Below are 12776 nucleotides of genomic sequence, written 5' to 3'. Positions count from 1 at the left end.
CGGGTCCGTGGGGGCTGGTCGCGCAGTTCCCCGCGCCCCTGAAGGGGCGCTCACCTCGACGTCGCTCTTTGAGTCAGCGGCCGCCGTTGTACGGGCCGTAAGGGCCGTCGCTGCTCGAACCCCGCCTGTTGTTGCGGCCGCCGCCCGGGAGGGCTCTGAGTGCGGGGCGGACGTCCACCATGTACACGATGGTGGCGACCAGGCCGATGATCGGCAGGAACGACAGGATGTTGAAGATCAGGTTCACCACGAAGGCCAGGCCGAGGATGATCAGCCAGAACGGCTTGCTCTGCTTGCCGGTCGCGCGGTAGCCGTCCTCGCGGCGCGTCGCGGCGTCGATCAGTGCGAAGCCGCTGAAAAGGATCAGGGCGATGCTCAGCAGCCACATGAACCCTGCGAACCCCTGCATCAGCACAACGTCCACCACCAGACTCGGCTTGTCATTACGCGGTCACCGTACCCGTTCGAGCAGACCCGCTACACCGAGAACGGGCCGGGCACCGTGAGAGTGCCCGGCCCGTCCCCCATCACCCGTTCGTGTCACTTGGCGGGCGGCGTGGTCTTCTTCGCGGCGGGCTTGCGGGCCGGCGCCTTCTTGGCGGGGGCCGTCTTCTTCGCCGGGGCGGGGGCGGCCTTGGCCTCGGCGGGCTTGGCGGGCTCGTCCTTGACCTCGACCGGCTCGGCCTTCGGCTCGACGGCGACGGCCAGTTCCTCGATCTCCTCGGCGGCCTCGCCGCGCCAGGTCTTCACGGCCTGCTCGCCGTGCTCGGCGACCTTCTCGTAGGTCTCACGGGCCTTGACGGCGTACTCGGCGGCGACGCCGACCCCGCGCAGCGCGAAGTCCTGGGCGGACTCGCCGAACTTCTTCAGGTCGGCGTCGATGGTGGCGCCGAGCTTCTTGAGGTCGCCGTCGATGTTGGCGATGAACTCGGTGACCTTGGTCTGCAGGGTCTCCTGCGTCTCCTTGACCTTGGCGCCGGCCTCCTTGGCGCGGGCCTGGGCCTTCTCCTGGTAGGCCTTCGGGTCGGTGTTGCGGACGGCCTCGATACGGGCCGGGGCCTCGGCGCGCAGCTGCTCCACGAGGCCGGGCACCTTCTTGGCCTGCTGGAAGGCCAGGTCTGCGGTGCCGGCGGCGAAGTAGAGCGGCGTCGGGTCGCTGAGGGTCTTGCGGAGGTCGTCGGTGATGGCCATGGTGATGGTCCTCCCGGATCGCTTTCAGCTGAGGGTTTTGGTTCCCGCGGGCAGCCGGTGCGGCCTGCTCAACCGGTGGGCTGCTGCGGGTCGTGCGGTTCGGCGTCGCTGCCGTCGGACGTGCGGGTGCGGCGCGCGGCGGACTTGCGCCCGCCGGCCGTGCGGGTCTTGCGGGTACGGCGCCCAGGGGCGTCGCCGATGTGACCGGTGCCACCGGTGTCACCCGGCTGGGCCTCCGTAGCCCCGTCGCCGGACGGGTCGGCGTCGGTGACGCCAACCGCTTCGCCGGTGTCGACAACGCGGGGGACGCGGACGCCGTCGTCCGGACCCCTCTCCGTATCGACCGCCGTATCGACCGTGGCCTCGACCACCGCATCGACTGCCGTGTCGATCCCGAAGCCGTTCTCCTTGCGGAACGACTCGTAGATCTGGAGCAGCACCTGCTTCTGCCGCTCGTTCAGCGTGGGATCGGCGAGGATGACGGCGCGCGTCTCCACCTCGTCCCGGTCCCGCTCGGCGTCGAGGATGCCGGCGCGGACGTACAGCGTCTCGGCGGAGATCCGCAGCGCCTTGGCGACCTGCTGCAACACCTCCGCGCTCGGCTTGCGCAGCCCGCGCTCGATCTGGCTCAGATACGGATTGGACACCCCGGCGGCGTCGGCGAGCTGCCTGAGCGACAGCTGCGCCGTGCGCCGCTGCTCACGCAGATACTCACCGAGATTGCCGACGTTGAGCGATGCCATGCCTCCACTGTGCACCACCCCCGCTAACTATTGCAAGCACCCGCTTGCAATAGTGCGCCACGCCACCCTCTCACACACACTTTGCACGGCTGCTGGCTCGGCCCCGCAGAATCGCCGGATGGATGACCACCGGAATCCGCAGTCGTTGAGGGCGCCGCGCTTGCGGCCCGGAGATCGGGTGCGGATCGTCTCTCCTGCCTGTCCGCCGAGTCGGGAGGAAGTCGCCCGGGGTGTCGACCTGCTCACCTCCTGGGGTCTTCAGGCCGAGCTGGGCGCACACGTCTTCGATCAGTGGGGCTACATGGCCGGCCGCGACGAGGACCGCGTCTTCGACCTGAACGCGGCGTTCCGCGATCCGGGCGTCCGCGCCGTGATCGCCGCCAAGGGCGGCAAGGGCACCTACCGCATCGTCGACGCCCTCGACACCGACGCCCTCAGCCGTGACCCGAAGCCGGTCGTCGGCTTCAGCGACATCACCCACCTTCACCTCGCCCTGTGGTCACGATGCCGCCTGGCCACACTCCACGGTCCCTTCGCCAAACGCGACGACACCTACGCCGGACCCGCCTCCGCGGAGTCCCTGCGCCGCGCGCTGATGACCACCGACCCTGTCACCCTCCACCGCGACCCGTCCGAGGCCACCGCGCCCGTCATAGTGGAGGGCACGGCGACGGGCGTCCTGATGGGCGGCAACCTCGACGCGATCCGCACGGAGACCGGAGCAGGCCTGCCCAGCCTCCAGGGAGCGATCCTCTTCCTCGAACACCAGCGAGGAACCGGGCTGGGCGAGGTCGACCGCGCGCTGACCCAGCTCATCCGTTCCCGAGCGCTCGATGGTCTGCGCGGCATCGCCCTCGGCCAGTTCATCGGCTTCGAGCGCGATGCCGACGATCCCACGCTGGGTGGATGGGGCATCCGCGACGTCCTGCGCGACCGACTGTCCGCACTCGGTGTTCCGGTGCTGGGCGGGCTCCCCGCCGGGCACGGCGCCCACCCCCCGACGATCCCCCTCGGCACCCAGGCGACGATCGACACAGCCACAGGAACGCTGACTGTCCTGCCGGCGGTCGTCTAGGGTCCTCCGGAACGCGGGTTCCGTCCGGGAAACGGCATTGTCGGTGGGCTCTGCCAGGGTGTGCGTCGTGGATGAACTGGTGGAGCGTGTCGACGATCAAGATCGCGTGCTGGGGGTGGCGGTCAGCCGCCGACAGGCCATCCGGGAGGGTTGGCTGCACCGGGTCGCCGTGACGGTGTGTCGTGACGAGGGTGAGCGGATCCTCGTCCACAGGCGCTCGGAGCAACTGTCGCGCTTTCCCCGGTTCTACGAGGTCGTGGTCGGTGGCGCCGTGCAGGTGGGCGAGTCCTACGAACAGGCCGCGGCGCGGGAGTTGGCCGAAGAGCTGGGCATTCGGGTACGGCCGCGCTTGCTGTTCACGTTCCTCAACCGCAGCGGTCTGAGTCCTCACTGGCTCGGCGTGCACGAAGCAGTGGTGCCAGATGCCGTAGTACCGGATGCCGTAGTACCGGATGCCGTGGTCCCCGATCCTGACGAGGTCGCCTGGCACGGCTGGCTCACGGAGCCGGAGCTGCGGTCGGCCCTGCTGGCGTGGCGTTTCACCCCCGACAGCCACGAAGCCTTCGGCCGGTATCACGCGTTCCGGACCGCGCACCCCTGACCCTCTTCCGTGGCCCGGGCTCATGAGTTCACCGGAATCACGAGTTCATCTGTCGATCGATGAGCCAGCGCGCCTGAGCCACATCGCCGCTGCCCACGGTCAGGCCGGCTCTGGCAGCGGTGTAGAAGCGATCCCGGCCCTCGTCGGCGCGCCTCACCGCGGCCACCCAGTCGAAGTCGTCGTCGGCGACGCCGCGTGCCGCCCGTTCCAGTTGGAGCACCGCCCAGCGCCACTCGCGTGCGGCGGCCACCGTGTCGGCGTCACCCAGCAACAGCACCCCCTCCCACGCCTTGGTCCGCCGGGCGCCCGGCCCAGTGCTGTGCTCGCAGTGGTCGCCCGGAGCACGCAGCCTCGACGCTCGGCCGGGGCCGAGCGGTCCGAGCAGGTGTCTAGGATCGCCCGCATGGCACTGCGACCCGTGATGGTGAACATCAAGGCGCTGGACGCCGCGGCCGTCGGCCGGTTCTGGGCGGAGGCGCTCGGGTGGAGTGCGTACGGCTCCGGCCAGACCAGGTACGTCGGCCCCGTCGGCGGCCTGGTCTGGCCGGACCCGGTGTTCGTCGGCGTCGACGTCGTACCCGTCCCCGAACCCAAGTCAACGACCAAGAACCGTACGCATCTTGACCTCGCCACCACCTCCACGGCCCACCACACGGAGTTGGTCGCGCGCCTGACAGCTCTCGGCGCGACTCCCGCCGACGTGGGGCAGGGCGGCCAGGTGCCGTGGACGGTGCTCGCCGACCCCGAGGGCAACGAGTTCTGCGTGCTGGAGCCCCGGGAGATCTACCGGGACACAGGGCCGATCGCCGCCGTCGTGGTCGACTGCGCGGATCCGCGGGCCATGGCCCGGTTCTGGGGCGAGGCGCTGGACTGGATACTGCACGAAGTCACCGACGAGTACGCCCGGTTGCGCTCCGCGAGCCATACAGGCCCGTACCTCGAATTCCTCCGCACGACCGACGCGAAGACGGTGCCGGACCGCGTCCACCTCGACCTCCTGCCGTACCCCGGCGACGACCAGGCGACGGAGGTGGCCCGCCTGCGGTCCCTCGGCGCCACGGACCTCGACGTCGGCCAGGGCGAGGTCCCGTGGACGTGCCTGTCGGATCCGGAAGGCCACGAGTTCTGCGTCCTGGCTCCTTCCGCGCGCTAACGTCGCCCCCATGATCGTATGGATCAACGGCACCCACGGCGCGGGCAAGTCCACGACCAGCCCCCTCGTACAGCAACTGCTCCCGGACTCAAGGGTGTTCGACGCCGAGAAGGTCGGCGAGACGCTCATGGACATCAAACCGGGACTGCCGGGCCCAGGGGCCGACAACTTCCAGCACTGGCCACCATGGCGGCAACTCGTCGTCGAAACAGCCCGCCGCGTACTCGAATTCACCGGCGGCACACTGGTGGTCCCCATGACCGTCCTGGTCGAGCAGTACTGGCGCGAGATCAGCACGGGCCTCGCCCAACACGCCATCCCGGTACGTCACTTCGTCCTCCACGCCGACCAGGCCACCCTCCGGGCCCGTATCGCCGCCGACACCGTCATCGGCCCCGACTCCCCCTTCCGCCTCCAATACCTGAAGCCCTACGCCGAGGCCTCCCGCACCTGGCTGCACGACGAGGCGGAGGTCGTCGACACCACCCAACTCACCCCGGCCGAGGCCGCCTTGCGCATCGCCGAGGCCGTCAAAAGCTGAGCAGCCAGGTCAGCGGGAGACCGGCGGGAGACATGCGCGCCTGGGCCCTTACGGCCGGCCCCCGCCGACCCGCCGAGCCCTCACCGAAACGCCCCCACATTCCGCCCCACCCACTCCCCGAACCCCCGAGCACCCCGCCCCAACACCCGCTCCACATCAGGACTCACGGCCCGTTCCTCCTCCGTCGGCGCCCCCAGCAGCGCCAGCGTGCCCTCCACCACCGGCAGCGGCATGAAGCGGGACATCTGCGCGTGCGCCTCCTCGCGGGTCTGCTCGACGAAGTCGACCCGCTCCCCCAGCGCCTCGGCCAACGCCGCCGCCCGCTCCCGCGGCGTCGTCGGCGCGGGGCCCGTCAGGGTGTACGTCGCCCCGGCGTGCCCCGGCTCCCTCAGCACCGCCGCCCCGACAGCCGCCACGTCGTCGGGGTCGACGATGGGCAGGCCGACGTCCCCGAAGGGCGCCGCGGCGGTGCGGTGGAGGCGGACCGGCTCGGCCCACGCGAAGGCGTTCGAATCCAGTCCGCCGGAACGCAGGACGGTCCACTCCAGACCCGACCCTCGTACGGCCGCCTCGAACTCGACCGCCTGCCGGTAGACCTCCGGCCGCGTCCCCGCCCCCTGGCTGGACAGCAGCACCAGCCGCCCGACCCCCGCCTCCTTCGCCACCCCGACCAGCCCCTCCGGATCCTCCCCCGCGACCAGCAGGAACACGGCCCGCGCCCCCTGCAGCGCGGGCCGCAGGCTGTCCGGGTTCCCGAGATCGGCGGCGACCGCCCGCACCCCCGCCGGAACATCGGCCTCCGTGACCCGCCGGGCGACGGCGGTCACTTCCTCCCCCGCTTCCACGAGCAGTCGTACGAGCGTCTGACCGACGTTCCCCGTGGCACCGGTGACTACGAACATGGTGATCCCCCAGCCATGAGCAAGCTAGTGAGTTAGTCGGCTGACTAACTCTTCGGTCGCGACGCTAGCACAGCCCGCCGCCAGTCCGCCGCCTATAGTTAGTCAGGTGACTGACTCACCGAATGCCTCACCAAATACGAGGACCAAGAGAGCCGGAGCCAAGCGGCGCAGCCTGATGGCCGCCGCCGCCGAAGTCGTCCACCGTCAGGGCGTCGAGCGGACCACCATCGCCGACATCGCCCGTGCCGCCGACGTACCGACCGGGAACGTCTACTACTACTTCAAGACGAAGGACGACCTGGTGGCTGCGGCCCTGGCCGAGCACGGCGGCCAACTGGAGCGCATCACCGCCGAGTTGGACCGCCTCCCCGACCCCCGCGAACGCCTCAAGGCGCTCGTCCGCGGCTGGGTCGACCAGCGTGAGCTCGCCGCCCGCTACGGCTGCCCCACCGGCACCCTCGCCGCCGAGCTCGGCAAACGCACCCCGGACGGCGGCCTGGACGCGGAGGCCGGCAAGCTCCTGCGTACGCTCCTCGACTGGGTGGAAGGCCAGTTCCGCGAGCTGGAGCTGCCCGACCCCGACGGCCTCGCCCTGGCCCTCGTCGGCGCCTACCAGGGCATGTCCCTCCTGGCCAACGCCCTGCGCGACCCCGACATCATGACCCGCGAGGGCAACCGCCTCACGGCCTGGCTCGACGCCCTCTGATCCACGCCTCCAGCACGGCGAAGTCCGCGTCCGTCAGGCCGTGTTCAGGGTCCACGCGGTGCAGCAGGGCCGGGGCCGGATGGTGTGCGGCCACCCACGCACAGTCCGCGTCCGTGATCTCGTCGTCGACCCACACGAACTCGCGCCCGGCCGCCCAGTCCACCAACGGCCGCGTCTTCCAGTGCAGCGGCGCGGACACGTCCTCCTCGTCCGGCCAGTCCACGAGCGGGAGTTGCGGCAGACCGAGCCAGGGCGCCAGGCACAGGTTCGCGTCGTCCAGCCAGGTCGTGGCCCACACCAGTTCGCAGCCCAGCGCGATGAACCGCGGCCCCAGCCCGGGGTCGACGCGGCTGGGCTAAGGAAGAGGAGCAGCGGGCACCAGCATCAGCCCTCGAACCCCCGCTCCGCCAGGATCTTGTCGATCCGCGCCCGGTGCGCCTCCTCCCACTCGTCCAGTGACTCCGCGGCCTCCTTGGCCAGCTTGGCGCGTGCCGCGGTCAGTACCTCGTCACGACGGGCGGCCGGTACGACGACCACGCCCTCCTCGTCCGCGACCACGACGTCGCCCGCCTCGACCCGTACGCCCCCGCATGTCACCGGCTCCCCCAGCGGCGCCACCGCCGCCTTGGCGCCGGGGATCGGGATGACGCCCCGGGCGAACACCGGGAAGCGCATCTCGCGTACCTCGGCGAGGTCGCGGATCAGGCCGTCCAGGACGAAGCCGGCCACGCCGCGCCGCTGGGCCACCGCGCACACGTTGCCGCCCGCCAGCGCCCAGTCCAGGTCGCCCGACTCCGCGACCACGACCGAGCCGGGCGCGGCGCGGTGGATGGCGGCGTGGAGCATCAGGTTGTCGCCGGGCGGGCAACGCACGGTGAAGGCCGGTCCGGCCACCCGTTCCGCCGGTCCCCACAGCGGGCGGATGCCGATGTCCATGACCTGCTCGCGGCCGAGGAGATCGGCGAGGGTGGTGGTGGGCACGGCCTGGAATTCACTGGCGTCAGTCATGAACACGAAGCTACCGTTCCGTCCCATGACTGCCGGGTCGGCCTTGTGCCGTGAGCGAATCGGGTGCCCGGCCTCTGAGTGAGGCCGCGGCGGGCCAGGGGCCCGCCTCTTTCTCCGTACCGCGTTGACGCCTCAAACATCAACCACGGAGAAAGAGAAGAAGAGACACGAATGCCCAACCCCTTCAATCAGCAGGTCATCGACGAGTTCCGCGCCAACCACGGGCGCGTGGGCGGCTACTTCGAGGGCGCCCGGCTGCTCCTCCTCACCACCACCGGCGCCCGCACCGGCACCCGGCACACCACCCCCGTCGGCTACTTCCCCGACGGCGGTGACCGTGTCCTGGTCATCGCCTCGGCGGGCGGCGCGGACCAGCACCCCGACTGGTACCGCAACCTCCTGGCCCACCCCCAAGTCACCGTCGAGAGCGGCACGTTCACGTACGAGGCGCTCGCCGTCGTCCTGGAGGGCGCGGAACGGGACCAGGCGTGGGCGCGGGCCGTGGAGACCGACACGGGCTGGGCGGCGTACCAGGAGAAGACGGACCGTCTGATCCCCGTGGTCGCACTTCACACGCTCCCCAACCCCGGCCCCCCGAACATCAACGCCTCCTCGCCCGGCGAGGCGATCAAGGTCGTCCACGACGTCTTCCGCCGCGAACTCGCCCTGATCCGGAAGGAGATGGCGACGACCGAAGGCGGCACGACCCTCGGCGCTCAACTCCGCGTCAACTGCCTGACCTTCTGCCAGGGCCTGCACAACCACCACACCGGCGAGGACACGATCCTCTTCCCGCACCTGGAGAACGACCACCCGTCCACCGCCCCGGTCCTCGCCCGCCTGCGTGAGGAACACGAGCGGATCGCCGACCTCGTCACGGCCCTGCGCCGAGCCGTGACCGCCGACGGGTCCGACCCCGCCGCCGCCCGCACCGAGGTGGAGCGGCTGACACGCGAACTGGAGGCCCATCTCACGTACGAGGAAGAGCAGTTGATCCCGCTCCTCGACACGGACGGGTGACCTTCGGGCGGCCGTTGCCCGCCGCCAGAACGGCACGCTAGAACGGCAACGGCCGCCCGTGCACCACCTCCAGCCGCGAAACCGCCCGGGTCAGCACCACGTACAGCCGATGCAGCCCCCGCGGCTCCGCCTCCGCGATCGCCGCCGGCTCGACGGCGACGACATGGTCGTACTCGAGTCCCTTGACGAGAGTCGCCGGTACGAGGGTCACCCGGGCGCCCAGTTCGTCCGGCCCGGCCGTCGCGATCCCGGCCGCGTCGAGCACCGCCCGCACCCCCTCCACCTCCCGGTCCGCCGCGACGACCCCCACGGACCCCTCCCGCCCGAGCGCGTCCCGCACGGCGTCGACGACCGCACCACCCAAGCCACCCTCCCTCGCCTCCCGCACCCTCAACTCCCCGTCCTTGCGCAGTGATCGGCCCGCCGGTACGTCGACGTCGAGCCGTTCCAGGAGCCGGTTGGCGAGGGTTACGACGGCCTCCGGGACCCGGAAGCCCGTGGTCAGCGGTACGACGGTCGCGTCGGGTTTGCCCAGGTGGCGCAGGGTGGTGTCCCAGGAGCGGGAGGCCCAGGGAGTCGTCCCCTGCGCCAGGTCGCCGAGGACGGTGAGCGATCCGAAGGGCGCCCGGCGGGCGATGGCCCGGCACTCCATCGGGGAGAGGTCCTGCGCCTCGTCGACGACTAGATGGCCGTACCCCTCCGGGTGTTCGACGAGCCCGGCGACCTCGTCGAGGAGAACCAGATCGGCGGCCGACCAGCGGGCCGACTTCCACGACCGCGGCGGCTTCCTCCAGAGCAGCGCGGCCTGCTCGTCCGCGTCCAGCAGCCCCTCGGCCACCGCCCCCAACACCGCCCCGTCCATGAGGAGTTGAGCGAGAACCTCCTCCGGCCGCACCCGCGGCCAGACCGCGTCCACGTACTCCTTCACCGCCCTCGCCCGCGAGACCTTCTGCACCCAGGCCGCCGACTGCGGCCCCGCCCGCCGCTCGGCCTGCAACTGCACGGCCCGCACGACACGCATCCGCACCCGTTCCCGCCCGATGCCGTACGGCGGTTCCTCGGCGCGGACGTCCTCGACGATCCGCACGAGTTCGCCCGCCGGCACCCGCCACTGATACGAACCGTCCGCGACCGAAAGGGAGTTGCTCCAGTCACTGTTCACACGCGCATACAGCGCCCGGCGCAACACCTCCGCCATCCGGGCGTCGTGCTTCACGACGGCGGTCCGCTCACCGTCGACCCCCTTGACCGGATGCCGGGCGATCTCCTCCTCCAGCGTCGGCTGCCGTACGCCGGTCTCGCCGAGGGCGGGAAGAACCTGCGAGATGTACGAGAGGAAGGTGCGGTTGGGACCGAGGATGAGCAACCCCCCGCGCCGGATGCGCGCCGGGTGGGTGTACAGCAGGTACGCGGCCCGGTGCAGCCCGACCGCGGTCTTCCCGGTCCCAGGCGCCCCCTGCACGCACACCGACCGCGCGAGATCCCCTCGTACGAGATCGTCCTGCTCGGGCTGGATGGTCGCGGCGATGTCGCGCATCGGCCCGACCCGGGGCCGTTCGATCTCCCGCGCGACGATGTCGCTGACCTGCGACTCCCCGCGGCCCAGATGCTCGTCCTCCAGCCCCGTGAGGTCGGCGGAGTCACCCCGGCTACCGGCCGCCCAGCCGAAACGCCGACGCACGGCCACGCCCTGCGGATCATGGGCTCCGGCCTGGTAGAAGGCGCGGGAGACGGGGGCCCGCCAGTCGACGACGAGCGGAGGGGCGGCGGGCTGCTCGCTGATCCGCAGCCGCCCGATGTGGTAACTCTGCCCGGCGTGTTCGCCCGCTTCTTCCCGGGTGAAGTCCAGGCGGCCGAAGAACAGCGGCCCCTCCGGCAGTTCCCTCATCTCCTTCGCCTTGCTGCGCAACTGGTAGCCGAGCACTTCGGCGTCGGCACCGGAGGCGGAGACGTCCTCGCCGGTGAAGACGTGTTCCTGGGCTCCGTCGACCATGGCGGCGAGGGCGGTGCGGCAACGGTCGTGGTGGGCGCGCTCGCGGCGGAGGGAGGCTTTCAGGTTCAGGACAGGTTCGACCGACGTCATAGGAGGAGGATACCCGAAAAGCGTGACCGAGTTAAATAATTTACTGAGTCTCAGGCGAGATGCGGCAGCCCCCGCGCCAACTGCCCGAAGGCCCGCTCGGCGGCGGCCACGGCGTCCGCCCGCACGTCCGCGACCCGTTCCCCTCCGGCGATCCGCCGCCAGTTCTCCATCGCGAGGATCCGTCGTACGGCGATGATCTGCCCGGCGGCGAGCCGCGCGTCGAGGTCACCGCCGAGGGCGTCGGCGAGCGCGTCCTCGGAACGTTCGAGGAAGGCGGCGGCGCGGGCGACGAGGGACGGGGTGCCGTAGAGGAGACGGTGAAAGGCGAGGACATCCGGGTGGTCATTGAGCCCGGTGACGGGCTCGCAGCGCTCCAGCCCGTCGAGGAAGTGCCGGCGCAGTGCGGCGAGCGGGGACGGCCCCTCGGCCGCGACCCGGGCGGCCTCCGTCTCGTGATCGGCGATGCGGTGGAGGACGAGGTCCTCCTTGGCCGGGAAGTAACGGAAGAGGGTCGGCTTGGAGATCTCGGCCGCGGCGGCGATCTCGGCGACCGACACGGCGTCGAACCCCTTCTCCAGGAACAGCCGGACGGCGATGTCGGAGAGGTCCTGATACATCCGCTGCCGCTTGCGCTCCCGCAGCCCGGTCCCGCCTTCCTCACTCATACGGCTCCCACCCATCCGGCTCCCACTCATGCGGCGAGCGTAACCAGTCGCCTTGACCTCAAGTCTGCTTGAGGTCGAAGACTGCGGGGAGATGGCTCGGCTCTGACGACTGGGAGTTGTGATGCGAGCAGCGCAGGTGACGAGGTTTGGCGGACCGGAGGTCCTGGTACCGGTGGAGCTCCCGGACCCGGTGCCGGGGCGGGGAGAGGTGCTGATCGAGGTCGCGTACGCCGACACGATCTTCGTGGAGGCGCAGGTGCGGTCGGGGTGGGGGCGGGAGTACTTCCCGGTGACGCCGCCGTACGTCCCGGGCGGCGGGGTCTCCGGAACGGTCGGCGCGGTCGGCCCCGAGGTGCCGGAGTCGTGGCTGGGGCGCCGGGTGGTGTCCTTCGTCCAGGGAAGCTATGCGTCGCGGGCGGTGGCGGCGGTCTCGTCTTTGACGCCCGTACCGGAGGGGCTGGACCTGCTGACGGCGGCAGCGCTGGTGCATGACGGGGTGACGGCGGCGGGGCTGATCGAACTGACGGCGGTCTCGGCCGACGACCGCGTCCTGATCCTCGGCGCGTCCGGGGGCATGGGCACGCTACTGGTCCAATTGGCCCGGTCGCGGGGAGCGCGGGTGGTGGGGGCCGCACGGGGGCCGGAAAAGGTGGCGCTGGTACGGGAGTTGGGGGCGTCGGCGGCGGTGGATGTGACGGACGGGGGCTGGGCTGAGGGGGCTCGGGAGGCCCTTGGGGGCGCGGCGGATGTGGTTCTGGACGGGGTTGGCGGCCAATTGGGCGGGGTGGCCTTCGGGCTGACTGCGGATGGGGGAAGGTTCTCCGCGCACGGGGCGCCGTCCGGGGGTTCGCCCTGACCGACGGGGAGGAGGCGGCCGAGCGCGGGATCAAGATGTTCGGGATCGGGGATGTGCAGTTCGGGCCGGCGGAACTTGGGCGGCTGACCACGTATGCGCTGGGGGAGGCGGCCGGGGGGCGGTTGCGGACGGTGGTGGGGGAGGTGTTTCCGCTGGAGCGGGCGGGGGAGGCGCATGTGGCTGTGGAGGGGCGGGGGTTGGTGGGGAAGGTGGTGCTGGAGGCTTGAGCATC

At 71.1% G+C, this 12776-nt stretch carries 16 protein-coding genes and 1 pseudogene; 8 read left to right on the top strand and 9 right to left on the bottom strand.

Annotation, left to right across the window (positions count from 1 at the left end):
- Positions 1 to 73: 73 nt before the first annotated feature.
- From MQP27_RS13260 to MQP27_RS13250, 3 genes are all read right to left on the bottom strand, one after another.
- A complete protein-coding gene (locus MQP27_RS13260; protein ID WP_242765254.1) occupies positions 74 to 409 on the bottom strand; it encodes a DUF2516 family protein in 336 nt (111 codons plus the stop codon).
- A gap of 131 nt (positions 410 to 540) precedes the next feature.
- On the bottom strand, positions 541 to 1191 hold the full coding sequence (locus tag MQP27_RS13255) for a hypothetical protein (protein WP_242765253.1): 651 nt from the start codon (positions 1189 to 1191) through the stop codon (positions 541 to 543).
- Positions 1192 to 1259: 68 nt separating this feature from the next.
- Complete coding sequence (locus tag MQP27_RS13250) at positions 1260 to 1934, bottom strand: helix-turn-helix domain-containing protein (RefSeq protein ID WP_242765252.1); 675 nt, start codon at positions 1932 to 1934, stop codon at positions 1260 to 1262.
- Positions 1935 to 2052: 118 nt separating this feature from the next.
- Here MQP27_RS13250 and MQP27_RS13245 point away from each other — a divergent pair, with 118 nt between their 5' ends.
- Both MQP27_RS13245 and MQP27_RS13240 read left to right on the top strand, forming a co-directional pair.
- Entirely contained in the window at positions 2053 to 3009 is a 957-nt protein-coding gene (locus MQP27_RS13245; protein WP_242765251.1) for a S66 peptidase family protein, read from the top strand.
- A 67-nt stretch (positions 3010 to 3076) separates the two neighbouring features.
- On the top strand, positions 3077 to 3610 hold the full coding sequence (locus MQP27_RS13240) for an NUDIX domain-containing protein (protein WP_372511178.1): 534 nt from the start codon (positions 3077 to 3079) through the stop codon (positions 3608 to 3610).
- Positions 3611 to 3647: 37 nt separating this feature from the next.
- Here MQP27_RS13240 and MQP27_RS13235 read toward each other — a convergent pair whose 3' ends face one another.
- Positions 3648 to 3881, bottom strand: a complete 234-nt coding sequence (locus MQP27_RS13235) for a hypothetical protein (RefSeq protein ID WP_242765249.1) — start codon at positions 3879 to 3881, stop codon at positions 3648 to 3650.
- 132 nt (positions 3882 to 4013) lie between these two features.
- Here MQP27_RS13235 and MQP27_RS13230 point away from each other — a divergent pair, with 132 nt between their 5' ends.
- Positions 4014 to 4763, top strand: coding sequence for a VOC family protein (locus MQP27_RS13230; RefSeq protein ID WP_242765248.1), 750 nt, complete (start codon positions 4014 to 4016; stop codon positions 4761 to 4763).
- 10 nt (positions 4764 to 4773) lie between these two features.
- Complete coding sequence (locus MQP27_RS13225) at positions 4774 to 5304, top strand: AAA family ATPase (protein WP_242765247.1); 531 nt, start codon at positions 4774 to 4776, stop codon at positions 5302 to 5304.
- A gap of 80 nt (positions 5305 to 5384) precedes the next feature.
- Here the strand turns inward: MQP27_RS13225 and MQP27_RS13220 are convergent, their stop codons facing one another.
- Positions 5385 to 6206: an SDR family oxidoreductase gene (locus tag MQP27_RS13220; protein WP_242765246.1), complete on the bottom strand. Its 822-nt coding sequence runs from the start codon at positions 6204 to 6206 to the stop codon at positions 5385 to 5387.
- 106 nt (positions 6207 to 6312) lie between these two features.
- Here MQP27_RS13220 and MQP27_RS13215 point away from each other — a divergent pair, with 106 nt between their 5' ends.
- Positions 6313 to 6912: a TetR/AcrR family transcriptional regulator gene (locus MQP27_RS13215; protein WP_372511177.1), complete on the top strand. Its 600-nt coding sequence runs from the start codon at positions 6313 to 6315 to the stop codon at positions 6910 to 6912.
- On the opposite strand, the pseudogene MQP27_RS13210 reads toward MQP27_RS13215, so the two are convergent.
- Together MQP27_RS13210 and MQP27_RS13205 are read right to left on the bottom strand one after the other, a co-directional pair.
- A pseudogene (locus MQP27_RS13210) lies at positions 6887 to 7264 on the bottom strand (HAD domain-containing protein); the annotation flags it as partial. The gene MQP27_RS13215 and the pseudogene MQP27_RS13210 overlap by 26 nt on opposite strands.
- A 32-nt stretch (positions 7265 to 7296) precedes the next feature.
- Positions 7297 to 7920, bottom strand: coding sequence for an RraA family protein (locus MQP27_RS13205; RefSeq protein WP_242765245.1), 624 nt, complete (start codon positions 7918 to 7920; stop codon positions 7297 to 7299).
- 171 nt (positions 7921 to 8091) lie between these two features.
- Here MQP27_RS13205 and MQP27_RS13200 point away from each other — a divergent pair, with 171 nt between their 5' ends.
- Positions 8092 to 8940: a nitroreductase/quinone reductase family protein gene (locus tag MQP27_RS13200; RefSeq protein WP_242765244.1), complete on the top strand. Its 849-nt coding sequence runs from the start codon at positions 8092 to 8094 to the stop codon at positions 8938 to 8940.
- A gap of 37 nt (positions 8941 to 8977) precedes the next feature.
- On the opposite strand, the gene MQP27_RS13195 is transcribed toward MQP27_RS13200, so the two are convergent.
- Together MQP27_RS13195 and MQP27_RS13190 are read right to left on the bottom strand one after the other, a co-directional pair.
- On the bottom strand, positions 8978 to 11023 hold the full coding sequence (locus MQP27_RS13195; RefSeq protein WP_242765243.1) for a HelD family protein: 2046 nt from the start codon (positions 11021 to 11023) through the stop codon (positions 8978 to 8980).
- 50 nt (positions 11024 to 11073) lie between these two features.
- Positions 11074 to 11688 (bottom strand): TetR/AcrR family transcriptional regulator, encoded by a 615-nt coding sequence (locus MQP27_RS13190; protein WP_242765242.1) that lies wholly within the window; start codon positions 11686 to 11688, stop codon positions 11074 to 11076.
- A 121-nt stretch (positions 11689 to 11809) separates the two neighbouring features.
- Here MQP27_RS13190 and MQP27_RS13185 point away from each other — a divergent pair, with 121 nt between their 5' ends.
- Both MQP27_RS13185 and MQP27_RS51630 read left to right on the top strand, forming a co-directional pair.
- Positions 11810 to 12544, top strand: a complete 735-nt coding sequence (locus MQP27_RS13185; protein ID WP_242765241.1) for a zinc-binding dehydrogenase — start codon at positions 11810 to 11812, stop codon at positions 12542 to 12544.
- 35 nt (positions 12545 to 12579) lie between these two features.
- A complete protein-coding gene (locus tag MQP27_RS51630) occupies positions 12580 to 12771 on the top strand; it encodes a zinc-binding dehydrogenase (RefSeq protein WP_372511176.1) in 192 nt (63 codons plus the stop codon).
- Positions 12772 to 12776: the final 5 nt, after the last annotated feature.

Origin of the sequence: Streptomyces cylindrosporus, assembly GCF_022698165.1 — a bacterium.
In the GTDB taxonomy this organism is placed as follows: domain Bacteria; phylum Actinomycetota; class Actinomycetes; order Streptomycetales; family Streptomycetaceae; genus Streptomyces; species Streptomyces cylindrosporus.
Note: the sequence above shows the minus strand (reverse complement) of the source record. Positions and strands in the feature narration are given on the sequence as shown.

Coding starts and splice junctions, on each gene's coding strand:
- MQP27_RS13260 (WP_242765254.1), bottom strand. CDS start 409: ATGCAGGGGTTCGCAGGGTTCATGTGGCTGCTGAGCATCGCCCTGATC.
- MQP27_RS13255 (WP_242765253.1), bottom strand. CDS start 1,191: ATGGCCATCACCGACGACCTCCGCAAGACCCTCAGCGACCCGACGCCG.
- MQP27_RS13250 (WP_242765252.1), bottom strand. CDS start 1,934: ATGGCATCGCTCAACGTCGGCAATCTCGGTGAGTATCTGCGTGAGCAG.
- MQP27_RS13245 (WP_242765251.1), top strand. CDS start 2,053: ATGGATGACCACCGGAATCCGCAGTCGTTGAGGGCGCCGCGCTTGCGG.
- MQP27_RS13230 (WP_242765248.1), top strand. CDS start 4,014: ATGGCACTGCGACCCGTGATGGTGAACATCAAGGCGCTGGACGCCGCG.
- MQP27_RS13225 (WP_242765247.1), top strand. CDS start 4,774: ATGATCGTATGGATCAACGGCACCCACGGCGCGGGCAAGTCCACGACC.
- MQP27_RS13220 (WP_242765246.1), bottom strand. CDS start 6,206: ATGTTCGTAGTCACCGGTGCCACGGGGAACGTCGGTCAGACGCTCGTA.
- MQP27_RS13205 (WP_242765245.1), bottom strand. CDS start 7,920: ATGACTGACGCCAGTGAATTCCAGGCCGTGCCCACCACCACCCTCGCC.
- MQP27_RS13200 (WP_242765244.1), top strand. CDS start 8,092: ATGCCCAACCCCTTCAATCAGCAGGTCATCGACGAGTTCCGCGCCAAC.
- MQP27_RS13195 (WP_242765243.1), bottom strand. CDS start 11,023: ATGACGTCGGTCGAACCTGTCCTGAACCTGAAAGCCTCCCTCCGCCGC.
- MQP27_RS13190 (WP_242765242.1), bottom strand. CDS start 11,688: ATGAGTGAGGAAGGCGGGACCGGGCTGCGGGAGCGCAAGCGGCAGCGG.
- MQP27_RS13185 (WP_242765241.1), top strand. CDS start 11,810: ATGCGAGCAGCGCAGGTGACGAGGTTTGGCGGACCGGAGGTCCTGGTA.
- MQP27_RS51630 (WP_372511176.1), top strand. CDS start 12,580: ATGTTCGGGATCGGGGATGTGCAGTTCGGGCCGGCGGAACTTGGGCGG.